Source organism: Rhodobacter sp. 4.3.4 (genome assembly GCF_058724655.1).
The window spans coordinates 1,375,178-1,399,745 of sequence record NZ_CM178967.1; the positions used below are offsets into that span (position 1 = coordinate 1,375,178).

Sequence of the window (24,568 nt, forward strand, 5' to 3'; positions counted from 1 at the left end):
AACCGCGATGGGTTGCACGGCAACGGAATGGGTGATGACGGGCGGGCCGCTTTCGGCCGCCGCCGCCGATATCCGCATGGGCGCCCGAGCCTCAACGACAAACCATGCCCCGCCCGCCTTGTCCGCAAGGCCAAGGTGCGACGCGGCGTGGGGAAACAGGATTTATGGCAAAGAAGATGCTTATCGATGCCACCCACGCGGAAGAAACCCGCGTCGTGGTGGTGGACGGCAACAAGGTCGACGAGTTTGATTTTGAAACCGTCAACAAGCGGCAGCTGGCCGGGAATATCTATCTGGCAAAAGTGACGCGGGTGGAGCCTTCGCTCCAGGCCGCTTTTGTCGATTACGGCGGCAACCGCCATGGTTTCCTCGCCTTCGCCGAGATCCACCCGGATTACTACCAGATCCCGGTGGCCGACCGTCAGGCGCTGCTCGAGGAAGAACGTCTGGCCGCCGAGGCCGAAGAGGCCGAGGAAAACCGCTCGCGCTCGCGCCGGTCGCGGTCGCGGTCGGGGTCCTCGCGCTCGGGCGGCCAGCAGGCCCGGGCCGAGAAAGCGGCGGGCAATGATGCCGTCGTGCGCTCGGAAGACATTCCGGGCATGGCGGTGATCGACGAGGCGGCGCCGGGCGAAGAGGCCGGGGCGCTGGAACCCCTGACCGCCGAGGCCGGAAGCTTCGATGCGACGCCGGAACCGGCCCTTGCCCCCGAAGAGGGCGTGGCCGAGCCGGAGGCCGAGATCGTCGAGGCGGGCGAGGCCGAAGAGGCCGAGGTCGCGCATGAGGTCGAGGAAGAGCACGATCACGACCACGACCACGATCACCACGAGCATGACCACGATCACCATGTCCATCCGGTCGATGACGAGATCGAATCGGTGGCCGAAGAGGACGTGGCCGAGGAAATCCATGCCCCCCGTCGCCCGCGGGCGCGGCGCTACAAGATCCAGGAAGTGATCAAGGTCCGGCAGATCATGCTGGTGCAGGTGGTCAAGGAAGAACGCGGCAACAAGGGCGCGGCGCTGACCACCTATCTCTCGCTCGCCGGGCGCTACTGCGTCTTGATGCCGAACACCGCCCGCGGCGGTGGCATCTCGCGCAAGATCACCAATGCCGCCGACCGCAAGAAGCTGAAGGAAATCGCCTCGGAGATGGAGGTGCCGCAAGGCGCCGGGCTGATCATCCGCACCGCGGGCAGCCAGCGCACCCGCACCGAGATCCGTCGCGATTATGAATATCTGATGCGGTTGTGGGAACAGATCCGCGAGCTGACCCTCAAATCGATCGCCCCGGCGCCGATCTACGAGGAAGGCGATCTGATCAAGCGCTCGATCCGCGATCTGTATTCCAAGGACATCGACGAGGTTCTGGTCGAGGGCGAGCGCGGCTATCGCGTCGCCAAGGACTTCATGAAGATGATCATGCCGTCCCACGCCAAGAACGTGAAGCATTACAACGAGCAGCTGCCGCTGTTCGCGCGCTTCCAGGTCGAGAGCTATCTCGCCTCGATGTTCAACCCGGTGGTGCAGCTGAAATCGGGCGGTTATATCGTCATCGGCGTGACCGAGGCGCTGGTCGCCATCGACGTGAACTCGGGCCGGGCCACCAAGGAAGGCTCGATCGAGGAGACCGCGCTCAAGACCAACCTGGAAGCCGCCGAGGAAATCAGCCGTCAGCTGCGCCTGCGCGACCTGGCCGGTCTGATCGTCATCGACTTCATCGACATGGAAGAGCGGAAGAACAACGCTGCCGTCGAGAAGCGTCTGAAAGAGAAGCTGAAAACCGACCGCGCGCGGATTCAGGTGGGGCGGATTTCGGGCTTTGGCCTGATGGAAATGTCGCGTCAGCGGCTGCGTCCGGGGATGCTGGAATCGACCACGCAGCCCTGCCCGCATTGCCATGGCACCGGGCTGATCCGCTCGGATGACAGCCTGGCGCTGCAGGTGCTGCGCGCGATCGAGGAAGAGGGCACGCGCAAGCGGTCGCGCGAGGTGCTGGTGAAATGCCCGGTCGCGGTGGCCAACTATCTGATGAACGCCAAGCGCGAGCATATCGCCTCGATCGAGGCGCGCTATGGCATGGCGGTGCGGATCGAGGCCGATCCGACGCTGGTCAGCCCCGATTACAGCATCGAGAAGTTCAAGACCGCGACCCGGATCGTGCCCGAGGTGCATAGCGCCGTCGTGCATGCCAGCGCAGAGCTGATGGCCGAGATCGACGAGGAAGAGATCGTCGAGGAGGAAGAGGACGAGGTCGAAGAGGCCGCGCCCGCGACCCCCGCGGCGGCGACGGGCGAGCCCGGCGAAGGGCAGCCGAAGAAAAAGAAACGTCGTCGGCGGCGGCGGAAGAAGAACGGCGCTCCGGGCGGGACCGATCTGGTGGCCGAGGGCGACGAGGCGGATGACGGCGAGGACGATGGCGAGGACGAGGGCGACGAGGCCTCGGATGCGGATGCCGCCGAAGACGCCGCCCGCGCCGCGGCTGCGGCCGAGCTGGCCGAGGTGAGCCTGCCGGTGCTGGAAGCCGACGCGGGAGCGGAAGCGGAAGTGCAGGCGCCGGTGGCCGAAGCGGTCGCCGTCGCGGCTGAGGCCGCGCCGGAAGAGGTGGCGCCGAAGCCGAGCCGGTCGCGGTCGCGTGCGAGCAAGGCGAAGAAAGAGGCCGAGGCCGTCGATGGCGCGGAAGCGCCGGTGAAGAAGACCCGGACCCGCACCACCTCGAAGGCGAAAAAGGAAGCCGAAGCGGCTGCGGCTGCCGCCGCAGCGGAAGCCGCGGTTGCCGAGCTGGTTGCCGAAGCCGAGGCCGTCGAACCGGTCGCCGCGGTGGTCGATGCCGCGCCGGTCGTTGAAGCCGCGCCCGAGCCGATGCCCGAGCCGGTCGTGGAGGCCGCGCCCGAACCGGTGGCTGAACAGGCCCCCGAGGCGGCGCCCGAACCTGAGGTCGAGCCGAGCTCGCCCGAGGATCAGAAGCCGAAGAAACGCGGCTGGTGGTCGCTGGGCTGAGCCCCGCAGACCGGAAAACCGAAGCGCCGGGCCCTGGCCCGGCGTTTTGCTTTTGCGGCTCTGGTTCAGCTGTCGGGATCGGGCCGGTCCGGGCCGCGCGCGACGGTGTAGATCAGCACGCCCGCGACCTCCCGGGCCGAGACGAGGCGATGGCCGGATTGGGCGCAGAAATGCGGCACGTCGATCCAGCTGGCGCGGTCGGTCGCCTGCATTTCGACCATCGCGCCTTCGGGCAGGCCGCGCAGGGCCTTGGCCAGCCGCAGCACCGGCAGCGGGCACAAAAGGCCGCGCAGATCAAGCGAAAGGGCAGGGGGCGTCGTCATGGGCCGGGCGTAACGCCCGGGCGCGGCCCTGTCCACGGCAATGTGAGGCCTGCCCCGGTGACGCCGGGCCGCAGCCCTGCTAAAAGGGGGCATGACGCCGACCGACCTGATCTTCGATGCGGGCTTTCTGACCGCCGCGGCCACCGCCTTTGCCGCGGGGTTCCTGTCCTTCCTCAGCCCCTGCGTGCTGCCGATCGTGCCGCCCTATCTGGCCTATATGGGGGGCGTGACGGTCAGTGACATGGGCGCGGGGCGGCCTGCGGCGCGGGGGCGGGTGGTTCTGGCGGCGCTGTTCTTCGTGCTCGGCCTGTCGACCGTGTTCCTGATGATGGGTCTTGGGGCCTCGGCGCTGGGGCAGGCTTTGGGCGCGTGGAAGGACACGCTGGCCAAGGTCTCGGGTCTGGTGGTGATGATCTTTGGCGCGCATTTCATCGGCATCTATCGAATCGGCTTTCTCGACCGCGAGATGCGCTTTGACACCGGCGATCAGGGCGGCTCGGCGCTTGGCGCCTATCTGCTGGGCCTGGCCTTCGCTTTCGGCTGGACGCCCTGTCTTGGCCCTGTGCTGGGCACCATCGCCTCGATGGCGATGGCCGAGGGCACGATCGGCCGCGGCATGGGCCTTTTGTCCGCCTATGCGGCGGGGCTGGGCCTGCCCTTCCTGATCGTGGCCGCCTTCTTTCCCAGCCTGGGCGGGGCGCTGGCCTTCATGCGCCGCAACATGGGCCGGATCGAGAAGATCTCGGGCCTGCTGCTCTGGACCATCGGGCTGATGATGCTGACCGGGCAGCTGTCGGACCTGTCGTTCTGGCTGCTTGACACGTTCCCGGCGCTGGCGGAGCTGGGCTGATCCCGGCGGGTTCCCGCGGTCGGCCCGGGCAATACAGGAACTTGCTTTGACCCGCTCCCGCCCCCGCGCTATAGGGGCGGCAACGGGCCCGATGGCCTTTGGGGGTGCGCCTTGATCCGCTTCGTCCTGTCCACGCTTGGGGGTGTCTTCTCCTGGATCGTCACCGCGCTGGTCTTTGTTGCGCTGACCATCGGCGGCATCTTCTACATGTATTCGCGCAACCTGCCGAGCCATGAGCAGCTGGCGCAATACAGCCCGAAGACGATCAGCCGGATCTATTCCGGCGAGGGCCGGTTGATCGACGAATTCGCGCAGGAGCGCCGGATCTTCGTGCCGATTCAGGACGTTCCCGAGATCGTCAAGGAAGCCTTCGTCTCCGCCGAGGACCAGAATTTCTACATCCACAAGGGCTATGACGCCCAGGGCATGGTGGCCGCGCTTTACGCCGCGGTGAAATCGGGCGGGCGCGACATGCGCGGGGCCTCGACGATCACGCAGCAGGTGATGAAGAACTTCCTGCTCGACGGCTCGCGCTCGGCCGAGCGCAAGATCAAGGAGCTGATCCTCGCCTCGCGGGTCGAACAGGCGCTGTCGAAGGATCGGATTCTCGAGCTCTATCTGAACGAAATCTTCCTCGGGCAGAACTCTTACGGCGTCGCCGCAGCGGCCCAGACCTATTTCAACAAGCCGCTGACGGAGCTGACGATTTCCGAGGCGGCCTATCTGGCGGCGCTGCCGAAGAAACCGGCCGAGCTGCATCCGGTGCGCAACTACGAAGAGGCGCGGCTGCGGCGCAACTATGTGCTGCGGCGTTTGTTCGAGGACGGCCATATCACGAAAGCGCAGATGGAGGCCGAGCAGGCGACCGAGCTGCGCACGGTGCAGCGCGGCGATTACGAGACCTTCCGTCAGGCGCTGCCGCCGCGCGACTATTTCACCGACGAGATCCGCCGGCAGCTGTCGAAAAGCTTCGGGCAGGATGAATTCTTCGGCGGCGGTCTGACGATCCGCGCGACGGTCGATCCGAAGCTGCAGCGGCAGGCGGCGAAGGCGCTGCAGGAGGCGCTTGAGAAATACGACCGCGCGCAGGGCGTCTGGCGCGGCACCGGGGTGAAGATTGCCGCCGACAAGCTGGGTGACGAGGCCAGCTGGCGCGCGGCGCTGGCCGCGGTGCCGACCGACAAGGCACCGCGCGATGTCGAGGGTTGGCATCCGGCGGTGGTGCTGGAGCTGACCGACAAGGAGGCGCGGATCGGCATCGAAGGCGTGGACGACGACGCCGACGGCCACTGGATCCCGGCCAATGACGTGACCTGGGCGCGCAAGCGGCTGGCCGATGGCAAGCTCGGGGTGCGGGCGAAACGGGCCTCGGATCTGGTCGATGTCGGCGATGTCGTGCTGGTGCGCGCGGTGACCAAGGATACGGACGGCAGTTTCCAGCGCTGGTCGCTGCGGCAGGTGCCGGTGGTCGGCGGGGCCTTTGTCGCGATGGACGTGCATACCGGGCGCGTGCTGGCGATGCAGGGCGGCTTTTCCTATCAGGCCTCGGTCTTCAACCGCGCGACGCAGGCGATGCGGCAGCCCGGCTCGAACTTCAAGCCCTTCGTCTATGCGGCGGCGCTCGACAGCGGCTTCAGCCCGGAAACGATCGTCGTCGACGCGCCGATCGAGGTGAACACGCCGCAGGGTCTGTGGCGGCCGAAGAACGCCTCGAACAAATATTACGGGCCGACGCCGCTGCGCACCGGGCTGGAACAGTCGCGCAACCTGATGACGGTGCGGATCGCGCAGGAAGTCGGCATGGATGTGGTGGCGGGCTATGCCGAGCGCTTCGGGGTCTATGATCCGATGGGGCAGTTCCTGGCCAATTCGCTCGGCTCGCAGGAAACCACGATGTACAAGCTGATCTCGGCCTATGCGATGTTCGCCAATGGCGGGCAGCGGGTGGAACCGACTCTGGTCGACCGGGTGCAGGACCGTTGGGGCCGCACGATCTATCGCCATGATGCGGCGACGACCTGCCCGGATTGCGACAGGCCGGACCTGCCCGCGGGGCTGGGGCCGCGGGTGCGCGCCGACCGCGAACAGGTGATCAATGCGATCACCGCCTATCAGATGATCTCGCTGATGGAAGGGGCGGTGAAACGCGGCACCGGGACCGGGGTCAATCTGCCGGTGCCGGTGGCGGGCAAGACCGGGACGACGAATGATGCGAAAGACGTGTGGTTCACCGGCTTCACCTCGAACATCGTCGCATCCTGCTACATGGGCTATGACCAGCCGCGCACGCTGGGGCCGGGGGCTTATGGCGGTACGCTTTGCGTGCCGGTGTTCAACGAGTTCATGCAGGAAGCGGTGAAGGATTACGGCGGTTCGGCCTTCAAGGTGCCGCCGGGGGGCTATTGGCAGAAATACAACCGCTTCACCGGCGAGAAACTGCCCGAGGATGCCACCGGCGATTTCGTGCAGGCGGAATATCTGCGCGAAGGCCAGGAGATGCGCGCCCTTGGTCAGATCGTCGATGGTGGCTTTGCAATGGGCGAGAACCTGCCGCTGTTCGCCCAGGGCGAGACCGATACCGACACGACGGCGGTGACCACCGCGACCGGGGAACAGCGGGTGATCCCGAAAAAGGCGACCTTCGGGTCGCTTTCGGCGGGCGGCCTTTACTGAGGGATTTCGCCGCGCAGGCGCGGCGACCCGGGCGGGGGCTCCGCCCCCGCACCCCCGGCGTATTTGCACCAAGAAAAAGCCTGGGCGCTTTCGGCGCCCGGAATCCTCTGCGCTTGCGATGCTTTCAACCGGGGCGCATATCCCCGGGCGGCAGGTTTCGCGCCGCAGCAAGGGGGGACGCGGCGCCGCCGCCATGCAAAAGGGGCAGCCCAGCGGCTGCCCCCTGAAACGTCCCGGATCTTGCGATCAGATCAGCTTGCCGATCGCCACGGCGGTATCGGACATGCGGTTCGAGAAGCCCCATTCGTTGTCATACCAGGTCAGGATGCGCACCATCGTGCCGTCCATCACCTTGGTCTGGTCCATGTGGAAGACCGAGGAATGCGGGTCGTGGTTGAAGTCGGTCGACACGTTCGGCTGGTCGGTGAAGCCGAGGATGCCCTTGAGCGGGCCATTTGCCGCCGCCCGGATCGCCTCGTTCACCTCGGCGACGGTGGTGGCGCGCTTGGCTTCGAACACGAGGTCGACGACCGAGACGTTCGGCGTCGGCACCCGGATCGCGACGCCGTCGAGCTTGCCCTTCAGTTCCGGCAGCACAAGGCCCACGGCCTTGGCGGCGCCGGTCGAGGTCGGGATCATCGAGAGCGCCGCGGCGCGGGCGCGGTAGAGATCCTTGTGCATCGTGTCGAGCGTCGGCTGGTCGCCGGTGTAGCTGTGGATCGTCGTCATGAAGCCCTTTTCGATGCCGATCGCATCGTTGAGGACCTTGGCCACCGGCGAGAGGCAGTTCGTGGTGCAAGACGCGTTCGAGACGATGATGTCGTCTTTCGTCAGCGTGTCATGGTTGACGCCGAAGACGATGGTCTTGTCGGCATTGTCGCCCGGCGCCGAGATCAGCACGCGCTTGGAGCCGTTCTGCAGGTGGGCGGCGCATTTTTCCTTGGAGGTGAAGATGCCGGTGCATTCCATCGCCACATCGACATTGCCCCAGGGCAGTTCCGCCGGGTTGCGGATCGCGGTGACCTTGATCGGGCCGCGGCCAACGTCGATCCAGTCCTCGCCGGTCGTCACCGTGGCGGGGAAACGGCCGTGAACGCTGTCGAACCGCAGCAGGTGGGCGTTGGTTTCCACCGGGCCAAGGTCGTTGATCGCCACGACTTCAATATCGGTCCGCCCCGATTCGATGATCGCGCGCAGCACGTTGCGCCCGATGCGTCCGAATCCGTTGATCGCCACCTTCACCGCCATCTCAGCCTCCTTTGGCTCGGTCCTCAAGTCGCCGCTACCTTGGTCAAGATGCTGGAAAGGTCAACAGCAGAAACCCGTTCCGACACAATTTCGACCGGGAAAATCGTCCTTGCGGCGCCCGTCGCGCGCCTGCAAGCGCTAACGCCAGAAGGCGATCCAGTCGATCAGCAGAAAGGTCTTGCGGGCCAGGAACATGAAACCCGCGCCCTGCGCGAACACCGCGTCGGCCAGGAAAGCCAGGGCCACAACCAGCCCCAGCCGGATCGCGATGGTATTGGTCATCTGCCGCCCCCGCTGTCTGGGCAGGGGCCGCTGCCCCGCCGCGCCCAGGATAGAGGAGGCCGCGGCCGGGGTGAAGCCCGGGCGGGGGCGCGTGCGGGCCAGGTTACTCCGAATCCTCGGCGACGAGGAAGATCTCGCCCTTCGACTCGAGCTCGCGGATCGCGGTGACGATCTCGTTCATCGCCTCCTCGACATCCTTTTCCTTGACCTTGCCCAGGTTCGCCATCTCGTCGCGCAGGTTCTGCGCCATCCGTTGCGACATGTTCGCCAGGATGAATTCGGCCGATTTCGCGCTGTCGCCCTTGGCGCCCGCCAGCGCCAGGATCAGCCGCGCCTGATCGACGGCGCGCAGGATCTTCGGAATGTCGCGCGGCTCGATCCGGGCATGGATGTTGGTGAAGGTGAAGATCGCCTTGCGCACCTGTTCGGCGAATTCCTTGTCGTCCTCCTCCAGCCCCTTGAGAACAGAGTCGCGGGTGACGGCGGGCGAGAAGTTGAGGATCGCGCCGACGCGTTCCACCGGCCCGGTCTCGAAGGCCTTGACCGGCGCGGCATCGAGCTGATCGGCCAGCGCGGCGCCGATGCGCTGCACGGTTTCAGGCGCGACATTGCCGGTCAGCGACACCGCATAGGTCAGCCGCCGCGCCCGGTCCGAGGGCATCTTGCCCAGCAGCTCTGCCGATTTCGACACCGAAAGCTTCGAGAGCATCACCGCCCCCACCTCGATGCTTTCCTCCAGCAGCACCGGCAGCAGCACATCGGCCGAAAGCCCCGTCACCCGTTCCCAGGGATCGGCGCGCGAGGTGCCCGAGGCCATGCGGCGAATCCGCGTTGCGGCCGAGGCCGAGAGCTGACCGTCCAGAAGCTTCAACGCCCCGTCGAGCCCGCCGGGGAAGGCCAGCCCGACCGCTTCGAGTTCGGCGCAGAATTCCTCGACCACCTGATGCAGCGTGTCGCGATCGATCAGCCGCATCTGCGCGATCGATTCGGCCAGCTGCGTCTGCTGGTCGTCCGAAAGTTCCATCAACGGCAGCTTCTGCCCCTCCGACGACAACAGCCGCACGATGATTGCAGCCTTTTGGCGCCGCGTCAGTGTCGGGGGCGGCGTCTGCCCGGGCATGGCCAGCTGCCCGAGCGGCGATCTGGGGGTGATGGCGTTCACGAGCGTCTCCGATCCGTCTTGTCCGGGGAGCTTCGCAGCAAGCGGTTAAACCGCGGTTAGCAGCGCCCGGGCAGGGGGCAAAAAACCTGCCCGGGCAAGGTGTTCCGCGCCGTCGCTTACGCGCCAAACACGCGCTTGAAAATCGTGTCGACGTGCTTGGTGTGATAGCCCAGATCGAATTTCTCCTCGATCTCGGCGGGCGAGAGCGCGGCGGTCACTTCGGGGTCGGCCAGAAGCTCGGTTTTGAAATCGGCGCCCTGTTCCCAGACCTTCATCGCGTTCCGTTGCACCAGCCGGTAGCTGTCCTCGCGCGAGACACCGGCCTGCGTCAGCGCCAGAAGCACCCGCTGGCTCATCACCAGGCCTTTGAACTTGTTCATGTTCTTGAGCATGTTCTCGGGATAGATCACCAGATTTTCGATCACCCCCGCCAGCCGGTTGAGCGCGAAATCCAGTGTGATCGTCGCATCCGGGCCGATGCCGCGCTCGACCGAGCTGTGCGAGATGTCACGCTCATGCCAAAGCGCCACGTTCTCCATCGCCGGGACGACGCACATCCGCACCAGACGCGCCAGCCCGGTCAGGTTTTCCGTCAGAACCGGGTTGCGCTTGTGCGGCATCGCCGAGGAGCCCTTTTGCCCCTTGGAGAAAAACTCTTCCGCTTCAAGCACTTCGGTGCGCTGCATGTGGCGGATTTCAATGGCGCAATTCTCGATCGACGAGGCGATGACGCCCAGCGTCGCAAAGAACATCGCATGACGGTCGCGCGGAATGACCTGGGTCGAGATCGGTTCCGGGATCAGACCCAGCTTTTCGCAGACATGTTCCTCGACCCGCGGATCGATATTGGCGAAAGTGCCGACGGCACCCGAAATCGCCCCCGTCGCCACCTCGGCGCGGGCGTTTTCCAGCCGTTTGCGGTTGCGGTCCATCTCGGCATAGAAGCGCGCGAAGGTCAGCCCCATCGTGGTGGGCTCGGCATGGATGCCGTGCGAGCGCCCGATCCGCACCGTGTCCTTGTGCTCATAGGCGCGCTTTTTCAGCGCCGCCAGCACGCGGTCCATGTCTTTGAGCAAAATATCGGCCGCCCGCACCAGCTGGATGTTCAGCGTGGTATCGAGCACGTCCGAGGAGGTCATGCCCTGATGCACGAACCGCGCATCATCCGACCCGATATGCTCGGCCAGATGGGTCAGGAAGGCGATCACGTCATGTTTCGTCACCGCCTCGATCTCGTCGATGCGGGCCACGTCGAATTCGACATCCTTGGCACGCCAGACCGCCTCGGCATTCGCCTTCGGGATCACGCCAAGGGCGGCCTGCGCGTCGCAGGCATGGGCCTCGATCTCGTACCAGATCTTGAATTTCGTGGCGGGTTCCCAGATGTCGACCATCTCTTTGCGGGCATAGCGCGGGATCATGGGCAGGCCTCTTGCTTGTGACGGGGTTGCCGGGTGCATAGACTGAGACCCCGAACGGGGCAAGGCAAAGGGCGGGTCAGGATGCCGCAATTGAGCGATTTCCGCGGTGTCTGGACGCTGTCGCGCCGGATCGTGCCGTCAAACGGCCCCGAGGGGCGGTTCGCGGGCCGGGCGGTCTTCACCCCCGAGGGCGCCGGGCTGCGCTATCACGAGGCGGGGCAGCTGGTGCTGGCGGGGGCGGCGCCGCTGCAGGCCGAGCGCGCCTATCTGTGGCAGGCCGAGGGCGCGCAGATCGTGGTCCGCTTCGCGGATGGCCGCGCCTTTCACCGCTTCGACCCCGAAGCGCCCGCGGCGGCGCATTGGTGCGACCCCGATGACTACCGCGTCCGCTATGATTTCGCCTCCTGGCCCGACTGGTCGGCCGAATGGCGCGTCACCGGGCCGCGCAAGGATTACGTAATGATCTCGCGCTATTCTCGGGTCTGAGGGTCCGCCCTCCTTTGCTGCCCGGCAAAGTCCCCCCGGAGTGCTTCGGCCCGAGGCTGACGGGGCCTGAAGCGGACGGGGTTGCGTCTTCTCCGGCTTCGGGCTCCGGCCTCCGGGGGGAGGTGCGGCGGTAAATCACCCGCCCTGCTGCAAAATCGCGCGTTGCAAAGCTTGTAACCGCGTTGAAAACCTGCAAATCAGGGGCAGAAATAGCTTGGGATGGAATGCGAGGGAGGCGCCATGACGAAGCGTGAGGCCGCGGGGCCGGGCCCGGGGCGGCTGCGTCATCTGGGGCCGCTGATCATCGGCTTTTCGCTCCTGGGACTGGGGCTGTTTGCGCTTCATCATCTGCTCAAGCCGGTCGATTTCGCCGATGTGATCGCGCAGATGCGCGCGACGCCGCTGCAAACCCTCGCCATCGCGCTTGGCGCCACCGCGCTCGGCTACGGGGCGCTGATCGGATATGATTTCTGGGCGCTGCAATATCTGGAAAAGAAACTGCCGCTGCGGGTCGTCGCACTTGGCGGCTTTCTGGGCTATGCCTTTGGCAATACGATCGGAATCTCGGTGCTCTCGGGCGGGGCCGTGCGCTATCGGATCTATTCCGCCTTCGGTCTGAACGCCTTCGAAGTGGCGGCGCTGGCCTCCTATATCGCGCTGGCCATGGGCACGGGGCTGTCGCTGGTGGGGGTCTTTGCGCTGGCTGCGCATCCTTCTGCGCTCAGCGGGCTGCTGCCGCTATCGGAAACCGTGATCCGGGTCTTGGCCCTGACCGGGGGCCTTGGCACCCTGGGGCTGCTTTACGCGCTTGGCATTTCCGGCCGGGTGCTGCGCCTTGGCCGCTTCGACATCGCCATGCCGCGCCCGCGCATCCTGACCGGGCAGATGCTCGTCGCATTCTTTGACAGCTCGATGGCGGCGCTGACGCTTTATGTCCTGCTGCCCGCGGGCGCCCCCGATTTCGTCACCTTCCTGGCCATCTATGCCACAGCGACGATGATCGGCGTGATCACCCATGTCCCGGGCGGCGTCGGCGTCTTCGAGACCGTGGTCATCGCCGCCATGCCCAAGGGCATCGCCGTCGGCGAGGTTGCCGCGGCGCTGTTGATGTTCCGCATGATCTATTACCTGCTGCCCTTCGCGCTGGCCTTCGTGATCGTGTCGCTGAACGAGGCGCGGCTGGCAGGGGGTTGGGCGCGCAAGCTTTTTGGCGATATCTCGGAACCGATGCGGCCCGCCTTCAAGGCCGTCGGCGGCATGGTGCCCTGGCTTTCGGGCGCCTGGGCCTTCGGCTTTGGCGCCTATCTGATGGCGGTGTCGATCCTGCCCACGGTGGCGCCGCTGCATCATCCCGACGATCTGGTCGGGCTGATCCTGCTCGAGGGCGGCTCGCTCGTTTCCGCCGTCACCGGCGTCGTGCTGGTGATCCTGTCGCACGGGCTGATCCGCCGCGTCACCGGCGCCTTCTGGCTGACGCTGCTGACGCTGGGCGGCGGCATCGTCGCGGTCTTGCTGCGCAGCTTCGACATCGAAAGCGCGGCGCTTTTGACCCTTGGCGCGCTCGCGCTCTGGCCGTTCCGGGACGAGTTCTACCGCCAGGCGAAGATCACCGAGGGCGTGCTGGGTCCGGCCTGGATCGCGCTTGTCACCATCGTCATCGCCTCGGTGGCGCTGTTTTTCGTCTTCATCCATGCCGCGACGCCCTATTCGCACATGTTCTGGTTCGACTTCGCCCAGGATGCGAATGCGCCGCGGTCCTTGCGCGCAGGCGTCACCGGCTCGGCCGTTCTGGTGATCTTCACCATTTTCCTCGCGCTCAAACCCTCGTCGAAACGGCGCCCGCAAAGCATGGCACAGGCGCTGCGGCTGGCGGGCGAGATCGTGTCGGGCCAATCCGATCCGCAGGCCTGTCTGGCGCTGTCGGGCGACAAGGAATTCCGCTTTGCCGAAAGCGGCACCGCCTTTTTGATGTTCGCCCGCCGCCGCAGCTCCTGGATCTGCATGGGCGATCCGGTCGGCGATGCGCGCTATTTCGACGATCTCGGCTGGGGCTTCGTCGAGGCGGCGCAGCAGGCCAGCTGCCGCCCGGTGTTTTACGAACTGTCCGAACGCCACGTTCCCTTCATGATCGAGATGGGCCTTGCCGCGCACAAGATGGGCGAGGAGGCGGTGGTCAACCTGACCAAGGCCTCGCTGTCGGGCACCCGCCTTGCCGGTCTGCGCACCGCTTACGAACAGGCCCGGCGCGAGGGGCTGCGCTTCAAGGTGCTTGCCCCGCCGCATGCGCCCGAGCTGATCGCGGCCTTGAAACCGATCTCGGAAAGCTTCCTCAAGCATCGGATCGGACAGGAAAAACGCTTCTCGGTCGGGCGGTTTGACGCGGCCTATCTGAACCGCTTCCCGCTGGCGGTGATGTGGCGCGGGGCCGAGCCCGTGGCCTTTGCCGCGCTGCTCGCGCCCGGGGCGGGCAAGCGCGTCGCCATTGACGTGATGCGCTACCGCCCCGAGGATGCGCCCGCGCTGATCGGCTTCATGTTCTTCGCGCTGATCGACCATTACAAGACCGCGGGGGCGGCCGAACTCAGCCTCGGGCTTGCGCCGCTTTCGGGCTTGGGCGCGCGGCGAACGGCGCGGCTTTGGGACCGGTTCGGACCGCTGATGTTCCGCCACGGCGGCGCCTTCCACAGCTTCGACGAGCTGCGCGCCTACAAGGCGCAATTCGGCCCGGAATGGCGGCCGCGCTACATCGCCCTGCCGGTCGGCGTCTCGCCGATGGTGGCGATGGCCGATGTGGCGGGGCTGATCGCGGCCGGTCGCGGCGGGCTGTTGCGGCGCAACTCCGGCTGATCAGTCGTCAAGGCCCTGCATCAGCCGCAGCCGCAACCAGGCATTGTCCGAGGCGATCATGCCCGGGATCAACAGCGCATCAAGCGCCCACCACAGCGCCACGAAGGCAAGCGGCAGATAGCCGACCAAGAGCACCGTCAGCGCCGAGCCGATGCCGAACAGGATCAGCATCAAAAGCCCCGAGACCCAGCGCCCCAGATAGAAGCGGTGCACGCCGAAGAAGCCGAGGAAAAACCACAGCAGATAGGCCAGAAGGGCCGAGCGGCCCTCGTTCGCCACGCGTTGTTCGATGTAAAGCGCACGGGTGTCGTTCATGTGAACCTCCTTCACATGAAGGTCATATGGGGAGGCGCGACGCCGCAAACAAGACCGCCGCGGCTCAGCGGGCGTAGACGGCGGTCCAGAAGGTGGTCTTGCCGTCCGCCGCGGTGGCGGTGCCGATGCCGAAATCGCGCAGAGGGGGCAGGGTGATATTGGCGCGATGCTTGGGTGAGGCGCTCCATTGCGCCAGGGTGCCGTTCAGCTCGAACCGCCCGGCGGCGATGTTTTCGGCAATGGTTTGAGGCCGGTAGCCCATCTGCCGCGCGCGTGCCATCGGCCCTTTGGTGGCGCTGCCCGCATGGGTCATCGTGCCCCGGTTGGCCATGTCGCAGGCATGGGCGGCGGCAACCCGATCCAGCACCGGATTGGCGCGCATCGGCGCCAGCCCCGCCTGCGCCCGGGTCGCATTGGTGACGGCAAGTCCGGTCGCGGCCATCGCCGCGCTGGTGGCCGGACAGCTGGCCCGCCCGGCGGCGGCCACGGTGACATCGCCATGCCCGTCGGTCCAGACCACCCGGCCGGGCAGGCGCGGCGCGTCGGCAGGTCCGGCCGCGGGCGGCGGCGCGTTGGAGGGAGCGGCGCAGGCGGCAAGACAGACCAGGGCGACAAGCGCGGCGGGGCGGGTAAGCATCGGGACCTCCGGTCTGGAACGGCGCAAGGGTAACCCAACCTCTTGCGCAGGCAAACCCGGATTTCGCCACAAGAAGAGACGATTGCAATTCATCTTTTCTGCGGCGCCTAGGCGCGCTCGACCACGCCGAACCAGCCCTTGCCGGTCCAGGTCTCGAAGCCCTCGGTGCGGTGAAAGCCGATCAGGCCGCCGCCCTGCGCGCACCAGCCCTCGGCCTGATCCGCGGGCAGGGCAACCTGCGTCACCCGTTCGGCGCCCGGGCCGCGGGCCGCCAGAACCCGGCCCGTCGCATCGACCAGATAGCCGCGCATCTCGCCGTCTTCGGCGCCAAAACGCAGGCTTTTCAGCACGGCCCCGGCCTGCGGCGCCCAGTCGAACTGCGTCACCAGAAGCCCGATCACCGCGCCGTTGCGCGCCCCCCCGGCCCGGACCGGCGTCGCCCAGGCCATCGTCGCCCGCCCGCCCAGATGCGCCGATTTCTCGACATCGCCCGCCACGAAGCCGTTGCCATCGCGCACCGCCATCGCAGCCGAAAACCAATGCGCGCCAGAGACTTGCGCCCCCGTCACCGGATAGCGGCCGGGGCGGCCATTGGCCAGAATCCGACCGTCGAGGCCCACAAGCCAGATATCGGCATAGACCGTATAGGCATCCAGGATCACCCCAAGCCGCTGTCCGGCCCGGCGCAAAGCCTCGCGGTCCTGGCCCTGCGCGGCGGCGACCAGATCGGCATCGGTCGCCCACCAGCGCACGTCGCAGGAGCGTTCATAAAGGTTGCGGTCGATCAGATCGACCGCGGTGAAGGCGCTGTCCACCAGCCGCGTGCCGGTCGCCGCGATCGACAGCTGCGACACCATCTGTTCCAGCCCGGAGAGCCGCGCCTTCAGCGTCTCGCCCAGCTGGTTCGCGATCTCACCGATCTGCCCCGAGACCTTGCGCACCTCCTCGGCCACCAGGGCGAATCCCGCGCCCTGCTGGCCCACCCGCGCCGCCTCGATCCGGGCGTTCAGGCCCAGAACATTCATCTGCTTGGTGATCTGCGCAATCCGGTCCACCGTGACGCCGGTGATTTCCGAGGCATCGCGGGTTTCGGAGGCAATCGAAGCAAGGGTTGGGGCTGTGGTCATGCGCGACTCGAATATGTTGTTGAATGAGAGTGTTAGACTCCGGGTCTTAATCCTGCGTGAATCCTTTCCGGCTTCTGAACGGGATAGCTAAAATAGTCTGAAAATGAAAAAAGGCGGCCCGAAGGCCGCCTTTTTCAGCATCTTGCCCGCAAAACGGGCGGCGACGGAAATCAGGCCTTCGCCAGATTGCGCAGCACGTAATGCAGCACGCCGCCGTTCTTCAGATATTCGATCTCGACCTCGGTATCGATCCGGCTCTTGAGCATGATCCTGGTCAGCGTGCCGTCCTTGCGCAGGATCGTGCAGGGCACGAGCGAGAGCGGCTTGATCTCGCCTTCCAGGCCCTCGATCGTCACCACCTCGTCGCCGGTCAGGCCCAGCGACTTGCGGGTCTGCCCCTCGGTGAATTCGAAGGGAATGACGCCCATGCCGATCAGGTTCGAGCGGTGGATGCGCTCGAAGCTTTCCGCGATCACCGCCTTGACGCCCAGAAGGTTGGTGCCCTTGGCCGCCCAGTCGCGGGATGAGCCCGCGCCGTATTCGATGCCGCCAAAGATCACCAGCGGGATGTTCGCCGCCTGATAGGCCATCGAGGCGTCGTAGATCGAGGTTTGCACCCCGTCCGGCCCCTTGGTGTAGCCGCCTTCGACGCCGTCCAGCATCTCGTTCTTGATGCGGATATTGGCGAAGGTGCCGCGCATCATCACTTCGTGGTTGCCGCGGCGCGAGCCGTAGCTGTTGAAGTCCTGCGGGGCGACGCCGCGCTCGGTCAGGTATTTGCCCGCCGGGGTGGAGGGCTTGAACGAGCCCGCCGGGCTGATGTGGTCGGTGGTGATCATGTCGCCCAGAACCGCCAGCACATGCGCGCCGGTGACATTCGAGATCACCCCCGGTTCCTTGGCCATGCCGCGGAAATAGGGCGGGTTCTGGATATAGGTCGAGGCGGCGGGCCAGTCATAGGTCTCGCCGGTCGTGGTCTTCACGCCCTGCCAGTTCGCATCGCCCTTGAAGACATCGGCGTATTTCGCCAGGAACGCCTCGCGGGTGACGCATTTTTCAACCAGTTCGGCGATTTCCGCGTCCGACGGCCAGATGTCTTTCAGGAACACCGGCTTGCCCTCGGGCGTCGTGGCGATGGCTTCCGTGGTCAGGTCGATGTTCATGTCGCCCGCGATGGCATAGGCCACGACAAGCGGCGGCGAGGCGAGGAAGTTCGCCCGCACATCCGGGCTGATCCGGCCCTCGAAGTTGCGGTTGCCCGAGAGCACGGCCGCCGCCACAAGGTCATTCTCGTTGATCGCCTTGGAGATTTCCGGCGTGCCAAGCGGACCCGAGTTGCCGATGCAGGTGGTGCAGCCAAAGCCGACGATGTTGAAGCCCAGCGCGTCGAGGTCTTCCTGCAGACCCGCGGCTTTCAGATATTCTTCAACGACTTGGCTTCCGGGGGCGAGCGAGGTCTTGACCCAGGGCTTCGCCTTCAGCCCCAGCGCGCGGGCCTTGCGGGCCACCAGACCGGCGCCGATCAGCACATAGGGGTTCGAGGTGTTGGTGCAGGAGGTGATCGAGGCGATCACCACCGAGCCATCGCCGACGGTGTAATCCTTGCCATCGACCGAAACCGTTTTCACGGTAGTCTCCGCCGCGCCCTTGGCGGTGCGATAGTCCGCCACGACCTTGGCGAAGGTCGATTTCGCATCGGTCAGCGGCAGGTAATCCTGCGGCCGTTTCGGCCCCGAGATCGCCGGAACGATGGTGGACATGTCGAGTTCGAGCGTCGAGGAATAGACCGGCGCGTAATCCGCCCCGCGCCAGAAGCCGTTTTCTTTCGCGTAAGCCTCGACCAGCGCGATGCGGTCTTCGCTCCGGCCGGTCTGGCGCAGATAGCGCAGGGTTTCATCGTCGATCGGGAAGAAGCCGCAGGTGGCGCCGTATTCGGGGGCCATGTTGGCGATGGTCGAGCGCTGCGCCAGCGGCAGCTTGTCCAGACCCTCGCCATAGAATTCGACGAATTTGCCCACAACGCCATGTTTGCGCAGCATCTGCACCACTTTCAGCACCAGATCGGTGCCGGTGCAGCCCTCGCGCAGCGCGCCGGTCAGCTTGAAGCCGACAACCTCGGGGATCAGCATCGAGACGGGCTGGCCCAGCATCGCCGCCTCGGCCTCGATCCCGCCGACGCCCCAGCCCAGCACGGCCATGCCGTTGACCATCGTGGTGTGGCTGTCGGTGCCCACCAGCGTATCGGGGTAAGCCACCAGATCGCCGTTCTGATCTTTGTCGGTCCAGACGGTCTGGGCGAGGTATTCCACGTTCACCTGATGGCAGATGCCGGTGCCGGGCGGCACGACGCGGAAGTTTTCAAACGCGCCCTGACCCCATTTCAGGAACTGGTAGCGCTCCATGTTGCGTTCATATTCCAGTTCCACGTTGCGGCTAAACGCCCGCGGCGTGCCGAATTCGTCGATCATCACCGAATGGTCGATGACCAGATCGACCGGGACGAGCGGGTTGATCTTCTTCGCATCGCCGCCCAAGGCCTTGATGCCGTCGCGCATCGCGGCGAGGTCAACGACTGCCGGAACGCCGGTGAAATCCTGCATCAGAACGCGCGCCGGGCGATAGGCGATCTCGCGCGGGTTCTTGCCGCCCAATTTCGCCCAGTCGCCAAAGGCCTTGATATCCTCGACCGAGACCGAGAAGCCGCCGTCTTCAAAGCGCAGCAGGTTTTCCAGCACCACCTTGAGCGCGGCGGGCAGGCGCGAGAAATCGCCCAGACCCGCAGCCTGCGCCGCCGGGATCGAATAATAGGCGTAGCTCTGTGCGCCGACCTGAAGCTGGCGACGGGTCTTGGCGGTATCCTTGCCGGTGACGACGGTCATCTGGGTGGGCCTCCCATGGCTGAAAGAATGCGTTGTCGCGTGTTTGCCCGATGCGGCAGAGTCGTTCAAGGGGGGGCTCTGCATTTTTGTATACCATTGCACACCGATTTTGCCGCCCAGCCCGCGGCAGGGCGTCGCAGCTCCCGGCGCGGGTGTCATCGCAAAACCTTGATTGGCCCTGCGCGCGGCGCCGGTTTAGGAGGGGGGCTGCAGCAAGAGCGAGGCATCATGGCACGCGCGACCCTCAGCGCCGCGATTGAAGGCATGATCCTGTCGGGCCTTCTCGCCTTTGCTCCCATCGTCGCATGGGGGCAGGCGGGACCGACGGGGGGCTTCGGGGCAGGCCCGTCCGGGGCCGCAAGCCCCTATGGCGTTGCCTTTGTCGGCGGTTCCGCCCCGGCGCCTTTGCCGCCCGCGCTGGCGGGCGATGGCCGTCTGGTCCAGGCCGAGCTTTCGGCGCCCGCGCCCGGATCGCTGCCGGGGGCCTCGCTGGTCGAAAGCCTGAACCGGGCGCTGGAACGCGCGATCGGGCAGGCGGCGAAACCGAAAACCAATGCGCTGATCGCGCCCGCGGCGGTGCCGGCGCCCTCGCCGGTGGTGGTCGAGCTGTTCACCTCGCAGGGCTGTTCCGCCTGTCCGCCCGCCGATGCGGCGCTGGCCAGGGTGGCGGCGCGGCCTGATGTTCTGGCGCTGTCGCTGCATGTCGATTACTGGGATTATCTGGGCTGGGAAGATCCCTTTGCCCAGCCCGCCTTCACCGCGCGGCAAAAGGCCTATGCCCGTGCCGCCGGTCTGCGCACGCTTTATACGCCGCAGGTGATCGTGGCGGGGACGCAATCGCTGGTCTCGCCCGCCGATTCGGAGCTGGACACCGCCATTGCCACGGCCTCCGCCACGCCGCCGGTCGTTGCGATGACGGTCAGCCGCGGCGCCGAGCCGGGCCAGTTCGCCATTGATCTGTCGGCGCCCCGGCCGCTCAAGCAGAAGTCCGTGGTGCAGATCGTGCGCTACGTGCCGCAGGCGCGCGTCGAGATCCTGCGTGGCGAAAACGCCGGTCAGGTGCTGGATTTCGCCAATGTGGTCACCGCCTGGCATGCGGTGGCGGATTGGGACGGCAAGGCCCCGGTGCGGCTGAATGCGAAGATCGAGGGCGAGGACCCGGCGGTGGTGATCGTGCAGACCGCGCTGCCGGGCAAGACCGTGCCGCTGCCGGGCGCGATTCTGGCGGCGGGCTGGCTGCGCTGAGCGGCCCCGCCGTTACGGTCCCGGTTACAGGTTCTTCCAGCGCCGGTGGATCCAGAACCATTGTTCGGGATGGGCGCGCACCCGCGCCTCCAGCCGGTCGTTGAACTCCTGACACATCGCCTCGGGCGTGGCGGGCGGGATCGGCTCTTCGACCTCGATCACGAAGCTGAAGCCGTCGGGCTGGCGGGTGGCAAAGATCGGGATCAGCGGCACGTCATAGCGCAGCGCGATATCCGCCGCGGAAAGCGCGGTGCGGGCCTTGCGGCCGAAAAAGGTCAGATCGGCGCCCGCGCTCAGATACTGGTCGATGGCCAGGCCGATCATCCCGCCGTCCTGCAAGAAGCGCATCATCTGCGCCATGCCGCGGCGGTTGCGCGGGAACAGCGGCTTGGCGATACGCTCGATCGCGGCGATGTAGCGGGTGTTGAAGGCGCGGTTGTCCATCGGCCGGTAGAGCGCGCCCATCCGGTAGCCGCGCCCGACCAGCCCGCCGCGAAAGACATCGTAATTGCCGAAATGCCCCGAGACAAGCACGACGCCCTTGCCCTCGGCGTTGCGTTGTTCCAGCAGCGCCGCGCCGGGGCCGGTGAGCGGCAGATCGCGGCAGCGCGCAACGAAGTCCGGCCCCGAGAAGATCTCGGCCAGCGTCCGGCCGACATTGTCGGGCACGGCGCGCACCAGCCGCTCCACCTCGGCTGCGGGCAGCTCGGGCAGGGCGATGGCGAGATTGGCGCGGATGCGCTGGCGCCAGCCCGCGAGCGGCGCCACCACCTCGGCAAAGAACCGCCCCGAGAGCGCGACGCGCGAGCGATAGGGCAAGAGCCCCAGCACCCGGACCGTCGCGCCAAAGGCCCGCGCCGAAACCATGTCGCGCAGCCTTTGCCGGGGAAAGCCGTCGTCTTCGGACATCTTCTTCACTCGTTTCCTGTCTCGGATCTGGCGTCGGCCTTGGCCTCGGCCCGTTCCCGTGACCAGACATAGACACCCGCCGCCACGATCACAAGGGCACCAATAATGGTATAAAGATCAGGTAGTTGCGAGAAGAACACCCAGCCCCAGAGCCCGGAGAAGATCAGATCGGAATAGCCGAAAGGCGCGATCGAGCCGGCCTCGGCCTTGCGGAAGGCGACGATCAGCGCGGCCTGACCCGCAGCGCCCAGCGCGCCGACGGCCAGAAACAGCGGCAGATCGATCGGCGCCACCTCCTGCCAGAAGAAGGGCAGGGCGAGCGAGGACAGCCCGGTGCCCACCATCGCCGACCACAGGACCGAGGTGGCGGTGGAGTCAAACCGCACCACCCGCGTCAGAAGCGCGCCACCCGCATAGGTGAAACAGGCCAGAAGCGCCAGGATCGCCGCCGGATGCATCACGCCCGCGCCCGGGCGCAGCACGATCAGCGCGCCGGTGAAGGCCGCGACGATGCCGATGATCCGCCCCGCACCGAGTTTCTCGCCCAGAAACAGCGCCGCGCCGAGCGTGATCAGCACCGGCGAGAGTGCCCCCAGCGCCGCCGCATCGGCCAGCCCGATATAGCGGATCGCGATGAAGAACAGCGCCACCGTGCCCATCTGGAAACAGCCGCGCAGGAATTGCAGCCCCGGCTGCTGCGAACGCACAAGCGTCGCCAGCTTGCCGCGAAAGAGCAGCGTCACCAGCGCCAGATTGACCGCGAACCGCGCCCAGACCACCATCGCGGGCGGGTATTCCTGCGCCAGTTTCTTCGCCGCCACATCCATCAGCCCAAAAAGCATCAGCGCCAGCAGGAACAGTCCGATGCCCTGCGCCGTGGCCTTGGCCTTCGCCTCGGCGGCAAGCCGAACGGAGGAGGGGGCCGTCTCCGGCCCCCCCGCATTTTCTCTCGTCCCGTCGCGCCGATCGCTCACAGCAGGCTCTTGACCTTGGCGGCGATCGCCTCGGGGGTGATGCCGAATTCGGCGTAAAGCCGTTCCGCCGGGGCCGAGGCGCCAAAGCCCTCCATCCCGACAAAGCCCGCCTTGCGCTCCATCCCGCGCTCGCCCAGAAGCCAGCGGTCCCAGGGCTGCCGGATCGCCGCCTCGACCGCCACACGCACGCCGCCCGCGGGCAGGATGCGCTTGCGATAGGCCTCGTCCTGGGCCGCGAAAAGCTCCATGCAGGGCATCGAGACGACACGGGTGCCGATCGCCTCGGCCTGCAACAGCGCGCGCGCCTTCAGCGCGATCTCGACCTCCGAGCCGGTCGCCATCAGGATCGCCTGACGCTTGCCCTCGGCCTCGGCGATGACATAGGCGCCCTTGGCGGTCAGGTTCTTCGCCTCGTGTTTGGTGCGCAGCGTGGGCAGGTTCTGCCGCGACAGCGCCAGAACCGAGGGCGTGCGTTCCGACGACAGCGCCAGTTCCCAGGCCTCGGCGGTCTCGATCACATCGGCCGGACGGAAGGTCCAGGTGTTCGGCGTCGCCCGGCAGATCGCCAGATGCTCGACCGGCTGGTGCGTCGGGCCGTCCTCGCCCAGACCAATCGAGTCATGCGTCATCACATAGACGGCGGGCACGCCCATCAGCGACGACAGCCGCATCGCGCCGCGGGCATAATCGGTGAAGCAGAAGAAGGTGCCGCCATAGGGCCGCACGCCGCCATGCAGCCACATGCCGTTCATCGCCGCCGCCATCGCATGTTCGCGAATGCCGTAGCGCATGTAGCGGCCCTTATGGTTGCCGGGCATGAAATCCTCGATATCCGAGGTTTTCGTCAGGTTCGAGCCGGTCAGGTCGGCCGAGCCGCCGATGGTTTCGGGCACCACCGGGTTGACTGCGGCCAGAACCATTTCGCTGGCCTTGCGGGTGGCAACCTTCGGCGCGGCTTCCGATTGCGCTTTCTTGAAGGCGCGAATGGCGCCCGCCAGTTTCGGCGCGACACCGCGCGCCATCTGGCGTTCGAATTCGGCGCGCTTGCCCGCGGGCAGGGCGGCCAGACGGGCTTCCCATTCGGCGCGTTCCGCGGCGCCCTTGGCGCCGATCGCTTCCCACTCCGCCTTGATCTCGGCCGGGATCACGAAGGGACCATGCTCCCAGCCGTAAGCCTCGCGGGTCAGCTTGATTTCGGCGTCACCCAGCGGCGCGCCATGCACCGCATAGCTGTCGGCCTTGTTCGGGCTGCCAAACCCGATCAGCGTCTTGCAGTCGATCAGCACCGGCCGCTTGGCCTTTTTCGCCGCGGTGATCGCGCGGTCGATGTCTTCGGCATCATGGCCGTCGCAGGACAGCACATCCCAGCCCGAGGCGGCAAAGCGCGCCTTCTGGTCGGTCACGTCCGAGACCGTCACCCGGCCGTCGATGGTGATGTTGTTGTTGTCCCAAAGCACGATCAGGTTATCAAGCTCCTGCTTGCCCGCCAGACCGATGGCCTCCTGGCTGATGCCCTCCATCAGGCAGCCGTCGCCCGCGATGACATAAATCTTGTGATCGACAAGCTTCTTGCCGAACCGCGCCGCCATCGATTTTTCCGCAATCGCCATGCCGACGGCGGTCGAAATCCCCTGACCCAGCGGGCCGGTGGTGGTCTCGACCCCCTCCAGATGGCCATATTCCGGGTGCCCCGCCATCCGCGCGCCCCATTGGCGGAAGTTCTTCACCTCGTCGAGCGTCGCCTGTTCGTAGCCGGTCAGATGCAGCAGCGCATAAAGCAGCATCGAGCCATGGCCCGCCGACAGCACGAACCGGTCGCGATCCGCCCAATTGGGGCATTTCGCGTCGAATTTCAGATGGTTGCGGAACAGAACCGTGGCGACATCGGCCATGCCCATCGGCATGCCGGGGTGGCCCGAATTGGCCGCCTGCACGGCATCGATCGCCAATACGCGGATCGCGGTGGCAAGCTTCCAGTGATCGGGGGTCTTGGCCCGCAGAGCGGCGAGATCCATGAGGGTGCGTCCTTTGTTGCGCCGAAATCTTCGGTGACGGTGATAACAGGGATCGGGGCAGATTCAAGCTTGGCCCCCAAGTGCTTGATGCAAAAAGGTGGGAGGAGCGCGGCGCAGCCGCTAGAATGGGGCGCGACACCGGGCGGATGCGATTCGCCGCGGCGCCTGCGCGTACCGCC

At 66.4% G+C, this 24,568-nt stretch carries 18 protein-coding genes; 6 read left to right on the top strand and 12 right to left on the bottom strand.

Features of this window, described 5'->3' with window-relative positions:
• Nucleotides 1-164 precede the first annotated feature (164 nt).
• The gene (locus AC4PTB_RS06605; protein WP_492192261.1) at nucleotides 165-2,996 is read left to right on the top strand and encodes an Rne/Rng family ribonuclease; all 2,832 of its coding nucleotides are present in this window, start codon (nucleotides 165-167) and stop codon (nucleotides 2,994-2,996) included.
• 65 nt (nucleotides 2,997-3,061) lie between these two features.
• Here AC4PTB_RS06605 and AC4PTB_RS06610 read toward each other — a convergent pair whose 3' ends face one another.
• The gene (locus tag AC4PTB_RS06610) at nucleotides 3,062-3,319 is read right to left on the bottom strand and encodes a sulfurtransferase TusA family protein (protein ID WP_492192262.1); all 258 of its coding nucleotides are present in this window, start codon (nucleotides 3,317-3,319) and stop codon (nucleotides 3,062-3,064) included.
• Nucleotides 3,320-3,410: 91 nt separating this feature from the next.
• Between AC4PTB_RS06610 and AC4PTB_RS06615 the strand changes: the two genes are divergently transcribed.
• Complete coding sequence (locus AC4PTB_RS06615) at nucleotides 3,411-4,169, top strand: cytochrome c biogenesis CcdA family protein (RefSeq protein ID WP_492192263.1); 759 nt, start codon at nucleotides 3,411-3,413, stop codon at nucleotides 4,167-4,169.
• A 111-nt stretch (nucleotides 4,170-4,280) separates the two neighbouring features.
• The gene (locus AC4PTB_RS06620; protein ID WP_492192264.1) at nucleotides 4,281-6,842 is read left to right on the top strand and encodes a penicillin-binding protein 1A; all 2,562 of its coding nucleotides are present in this window, start codon (nucleotides 4,281-4,283) and stop codon (nucleotides 6,840-6,842) included.
• Between the two features lie 246 nt (nucleotides 6,843-7,088).
• On the opposite strand, the gene gap is transcribed toward AC4PTB_RS06620, so the two are convergent.
• From gap to purB, 4 genes are all read right to left on the bottom strand, one after another.
• Nucleotides 7,089-8,090 carry a type I glyceraldehyde-3-phosphate dehydrogenase gene (gene gap, locus AC4PTB_RS06625; RefSeq protein ID WP_492192265.1) on the bottom strand — a complete coding sequence of 334 codons (1,002 nt, stop codon included), beginning with the start codon at nucleotides 8,088-8,090 and terminating at the stop codon, nucleotides 7,089-7,091.
• Between the two features lie 138 nt (nucleotides 8,091-8,228).
• Nucleotides 8,229-8,372, bottom strand: coding sequence for a glyceraldehyde-3-phosphate dehydrogenase (locus AC4PTB_RS06630; RefSeq protein ID WP_492192266.1), 144 nt, complete (start codon nucleotides 8,370-8,372; stop codon nucleotides 8,229-8,231).
• A gap of 103 nt (nucleotides 8,373-8,475) precedes the next feature.
• On the bottom strand, nucleotides 8,476-9,534 hold the full coding sequence (locus AC4PTB_RS06635; RefSeq protein WP_492192267.1) for a flagellar motor switch protein FliG: 1,059 nt from the start codon (nucleotides 9,532-9,534) through the stop codon (nucleotides 8,476-8,478).
• 116 nt (nucleotides 9,535-9,650) lie between these two features.
• Nucleotides 9,651-10,955 (bottom strand): adenylosuccinate lyase, encoded by a 1,305-nt coding sequence (gene purB / locus AC4PTB_RS06640; protein WP_492192268.1) that lies wholly within the window; start codon nucleotides 10,953-10,955, stop codon nucleotides 9,651-9,653.
• A gap of 81 nt (nucleotides 10,956-11,036) precedes the next feature.
• Here purB and AC4PTB_RS06645 point away from each other — a divergent pair, with 81 nt between their 5' ends.
• Together AC4PTB_RS06645 and mprF are read left to right on the top strand one after the other, a co-directional pair.
• The gene (locus AC4PTB_RS06645) at nucleotides 11,037-11,441 is read left to right on the top strand and encodes a DUF6314 family protein (protein ID WP_492192269.1); all 405 of its coding nucleotides are present in this window, start codon (nucleotides 11,037-11,039) and stop codon (nucleotides 11,439-11,441) included.
• Nucleotides 11,442-11,681: 240 nt separating this feature from the next.
• Nucleotides 11,682-14,288 (top strand): bifunctional lysylphosphatidylglycerol flippase/synthetase MprF, encoded by a 2,607-nt coding sequence (mprF, locus tag AC4PTB_RS06650; RefSeq protein ID WP_492192270.1) that lies wholly within the window; start codon nucleotides 11,682-11,684, stop codon nucleotides 14,286-14,288.
• Here mprF and AC4PTB_RS06655 read toward each other — a convergent pair whose 3' ends face one another.
• The 4 genes from AC4PTB_RS06655 to acnA all read right to left on the bottom strand — a co-directional run bounded on the left by AC4PTB_RS06655 (nucleotide 14,289) and on the right by acnA (nucleotide 19,246).
• The gene (locus AC4PTB_RS06655) at nucleotides 14,289-14,603 is read right to left on the bottom strand and encodes a TM2 domain-containing protein (protein ID WP_492192271.1); all 315 of its coding nucleotides are present in this window, start codon (nucleotides 14,601-14,603) and stop codon (nucleotides 14,289-14,291) included.
• Nucleotides 14,604-14,667: 64 nt separating this feature from the next.
• Nucleotides 14,668-15,240, bottom strand: a complete 573-nt coding sequence (locus AC4PTB_RS06660) for a CAP domain-containing protein (protein ID WP_492192272.1) — start codon at nucleotides 15,238-15,240, stop codon at nucleotides 14,668-14,670.
• A 107-nt stretch (nucleotides 15,241-15,347) separates the two neighbouring features.
• A complete protein-coding gene (locus AC4PTB_RS06665; RefSeq protein ID WP_492192273.1) occupies nucleotides 15,348-16,367 on the bottom strand; it encodes a methyl-accepting chemotaxis protein in 1,020 nt (339 codons plus the stop codon).
• 170 nt (nucleotides 16,368-16,537) lie between these two features.
• On the bottom strand, nucleotides 16,538-19,246 hold the full coding sequence (gene acnA / locus AC4PTB_RS06670; RefSeq protein ID WP_492192274.1) for an aconitate hydratase AcnA: 2,709 nt from the start codon (nucleotides 19,244-19,246) through the stop codon (nucleotides 16,538-16,540).
• A gap of 228 nt (nucleotides 19,247-19,474) precedes the next feature.
• Here acnA and AC4PTB_RS06675 point away from each other — a divergent pair, with 228 nt between their 5' ends.
• On the top strand, nucleotides 19,475-20,491 hold the full coding sequence (locus AC4PTB_RS06675) for a DUF1223 domain-containing protein (protein ID WP_492192275.1): 1,017 nt from the start codon (nucleotides 19,475-19,477) through the stop codon (nucleotides 20,489-20,491).
• 24 nt (nucleotides 20,492-20,515) lie between these two features.
• Here the strand turns inward: AC4PTB_RS06675 and AC4PTB_RS06680 are convergent, their stop codons facing one another.
• The 3 genes from AC4PTB_RS06680 to tkt are packed head-to-tail and all read right to left on the bottom strand — an operon-like array spanning nucleotide 20,516 to nucleotide 24,389.
• Nucleotides 20,516-21,400 (bottom strand): lysophospholipid acyltransferase family protein, encoded by an 885-nt coding sequence (locus tag AC4PTB_RS06680; protein WP_492192276.1) that lies wholly within the window; start codon nucleotides 21,398-21,400, stop codon nucleotides 20,516-20,518.
• Nucleotides 21,401-21,405: 5 nt separating this feature from the next.
• The gene (locus AC4PTB_RS06685) at nucleotides 21,406-22,374 is read right to left on the bottom strand and encodes a DMT family transporter (protein ID WP_492192277.1); all 969 of its coding nucleotides are present in this window, start codon (nucleotides 22,372-22,374) and stop codon (nucleotides 21,406-21,408) included.
• On the bottom strand, nucleotides 22,371-24,389 hold the full coding sequence (tkt, locus tag AC4PTB_RS06690) for a transketolase (protein WP_492192278.1): 2,019 nt from the start codon (nucleotides 24,387-24,389) through the stop codon (nucleotides 22,371-22,373). Before tkt ends, AC4PTB_RS06685 begins: the two co-directional genes overlap by 4 nt.
• Nucleotides 24,390-24,568: the final 179 nt, after the last annotated feature.

What these genes read in the sequence shown, in the direction of transcription:
- AC4PTB_RS06680 (WP_492192276.1), bottom strand. Translation starts at nt 21,400, where the DNA reads ATGTCCGAAGACGACGGCTTTCCCCGGCAAAGGCTGCGCGACATGGTT.
- AC4PTB_RS06645 (WP_492192269.1), top strand. Translation starts at nt 11,037, where the DNA reads ATGCCGCAATTGAGCGATTTCCGCGGTGTCTGGACGCTGTCGCGCCGG.
- AC4PTB_RS06675 (WP_492192275.1), top strand. Translation starts at nt 19,475, where the DNA reads ATGGCACGCGCGACCCTCAGCGCCGCGATTGAAGGCATGATCCTGTCG.
- AC4PTB_RS06665 (WP_492192273.1), bottom strand. Translation starts at nt 16,367, where the DNA reads ATGACCACAGCCCCAACCCTTGCTTCGATTGCCTCCGAAACCCGCGAT.
- purB (WP_492192268.1), bottom strand. Translation starts at nt 10,955, where the DNA reads ATGATCCCGCGCTATGCCCGCAAAGAGATGGTCGACATCTGGGAACCC.
- gap (WP_492192265.1), bottom strand. Translation starts at nt 8,090, where the DNA reads ATGGCGGTGAAGGTGGCGATCAACGGATTCGGACGCATCGGGCGCAAC.
- AC4PTB_RS06615 (WP_492192263.1), top strand. Translation starts at nt 3,411, where the DNA reads ATGACGCCGACCGACCTGATCTTCGATGCGGGCTTTCTGACCGCCGCG.
- AC4PTB_RS06610 (WP_492192262.1), bottom strand. Translation starts at nt 3,319, where the DNA reads ATGACGACGCCCCCTGCCCTTTCGCTTGATCTGCGCGGCCTTTTGTGC.
- AC4PTB_RS06660 (WP_492192272.1), bottom strand. Translation starts at nt 15,240, where the DNA reads ATGCTTACCCGCCCCGCCGCGCTTGTCGCCCTGGTCTGTCTTGCCGCC.
- acnA (WP_492192274.1), bottom strand. Translation starts at nt 19,246, where the DNA reads ATGACCGTCGTCACCGGCAAGGATACCGCCAAGACCCGTCGCCAGCTT.
- mprF (WP_492192270.1), top strand. Translation starts at nt 11,682, where the DNA reads ATGACGAAGCGTGAGGCCGCGGGGCCGGGCCCGGGGCGGCTGCGTCAT.
- tkt (WP_492192278.1), bottom strand. Translation starts at nt 24,389, where the DNA reads ATGGATCTCGCCGCTCTGCGGGCCAAGACCCCCGATCACTGGAAGCTT.
- AC4PTB_RS06605 (WP_492192261.1), top strand. Translation starts at nt 165, where the DNA reads ATGGCAAAGAAGATGCTTATCGATGCCACCCACGCGGAAGAAACCCGC.
- AC4PTB_RS06655 (WP_492192271.1), bottom strand. Translation starts at nt 14,603, where the DNA reads ATGAACGACACCCGTGCGCTTTACATCGAACAACGCGTGGCGAACGAG.
- AC4PTB_RS06630 (WP_492192266.1), bottom strand. Translation starts at nt 8,372, where the DNA reads ATGACCAATACCATCGCGATCCGGCTGGGGCTGGTTGTGGCCCTGGCT.